Origin of the sequence: Corallococcus sp. CA053C, from assembly GCF_003611675.1 — a bacterium.
Classification (GTDB): domain Bacteria; phylum Myxococcota; class Myxococcia; order Myxococcales; family Myxococcaceae; genus Corallococcus.
Genome location: NZ_RAWA01000742.1, coordinates 1 through 1,822 on the forward strand (window position 1 = coordinate 1; position 1,822 = coordinate 1,822).

Below are 1,822 nucleotides of genomic sequence, written 5' to 3' on the forward strand. Positions count from 1 at the left end.
CCACCACCACCACCACCAGTCCCCGTCATCCCGAAGCCAGCAGGGCCAGCTCTGCCTACCGCCAGGCTGAAGGATGTGCGGAGGGGCACCGACAAGGAGAAGGAGATGGCCCAGCGGCTGGAACGGCTCACCGGAGAGTTTCAGGAACGAACCGGAGGAAATGACACGTCCGGCCTCGGCAGGCAGCTCCGCGAGTTCTATTACGTCGCGGCCCAGGAGCAGACAGCCGAAGAACGCATGAATCTGAACGTGCAGCTGGATGCGTGGCAGCAGCAGCTGAGGATGTACTTCCCCAAGTGATCAACGCGGGCCGAGGCTCGCGCTGCGTCGGAAGTCAGCCACGACCCTGGATGGGTCATCCCATCGGATCAGCGCCGTCCGGTGGAAGCGTTTTTCGTGAGGTTTGAATGCTCCGGGAACGCATGGCTATGTTCGCGGCCCCGCGCCCATGAAAAGCACTCGCTCCTCAGGAACCGTTACCGAGAAGTCCGTGCGCCCGCAGTCGCAGTCCGCCGCTCCCGTGGATCCTCTGCTGGGCATGCAGCTGGGAGATTTCGTCATCGAGGAGCGCATCGGGTCGGGCGGGATGGGCGTGGTGTACCGCGCGGTGCATCCCCTCATTGGCAAACAGGCGGCCATCAAGGTGCTGCGGGCGGAGCTCGTGTCTCCGCAACTCTACGAACGGCTGTTGGTGGAGGCCCGTGCGGTCAATGCCATCCGCCATCCGGGCATCATCGACATCTTCGGATTCGGCACCCTCCCGGATGGACGACCCTACGTCATCATGGAGTTGCTGCACGGACGGCCGCTCTCCGACTTCGTCCACGCACAGACACGGCTGGACGTGCCCACCACCCTCTGGGTGTTGGATCACATGCTGGCCGCGCTGGGAGCGGCACACCGGGCGGGCGTCGTGCACCGCGATCTGAAGCCGGCCAACGTCTTCCTGGTGGAGCTGCCGGGCGCCGTGACCACGCTCAAGCTGGTCGACTTTGGCATCGCCAAGTTGCTGGAGTCCCGCGACAGCCCCACCACCGTCGACGGCACCATCCTGGGCACGCCGGAGTTCATGGCGCCCGAGCAGATCCGCGGAGGCACCGTGGGTCCGGCGACGGACCTCTACGCGGTAGGCATCATGACGTTCCAGATGCTCACGGGTGTGCGGCCATTCCAGGGCGAACCGATGCAGGTGCTGTTCGCCCACATCGAACAGCCGCCCCCCCTTCCATCCTCGCGCGCGGAGGGTATTCCCCCAGAGCTCGACACGCTGGTGCTCCAGTTGTTGGCGAAGGACCCCGCCCTGCGTCCGGCCTCCGCGGAGGCCGTGCGGCAGCAGCTCCAGCGCATCCCATTGCACCCGCTCCCGGCATCCCTTGCAGTGCCTGTTCTCGGTGCGCCTCGCGCTCCGGCCCGTGCGTCAACCAGCGCCTCGCCGCACTCGGAGAGCTTGAGCACCGTGAGCCTCGCCGCTTCGCTGCGCACCGGCAGCCGCGGCTGGATGGTGGGCGGCGCGGTGCTGCTCGCGGGGCTGGGAGGAGGAACGTTGTGGCTGGGCCGCTCGGCTTCGTCCACGGAGCCCACGCCCATCGTGGACATTGGGACCACACCTGGCCAGGGCAAGACTCCGCCCCCTCCCAATCCTGATCCGACCACGGTCGTGATCGCCTCCACCGTCAACAATCCCAACAATCCGCCCTCCGAGCAACCCAAGAAGCCCGACCGCCCGGCAGGCGCAGGAGGGGCGATAAAGCCCAACACGAGGCCGAGGGATCGCAAGATCGGCGATCCCTCACGGCCGAGCACGATCCCCACTCCTGAGGAT

Annotated in this window: 2 protein-coding genes; both read left to right on the plus strand. The window is 66.6% G+C overall.

The features are described 5' to 3' along the window. The coding region (locus tag D7V97_RS42745; RefSeq protein ID WP_233583610.1) for a hypothetical protein at window positions 1-300 on the plus strand (300 nt) is incomplete at its 5' end. A 238-nt stretch (window positions 301-538) separates the two neighbouring features. Then, on the plus strand, window positions 539-1,822 hold a 1,284-nt coding region (locus tag D7V97_RS42750; protein ID WP_233583611.1), incomplete at its 3' end, for a serine/threonine-protein kinase.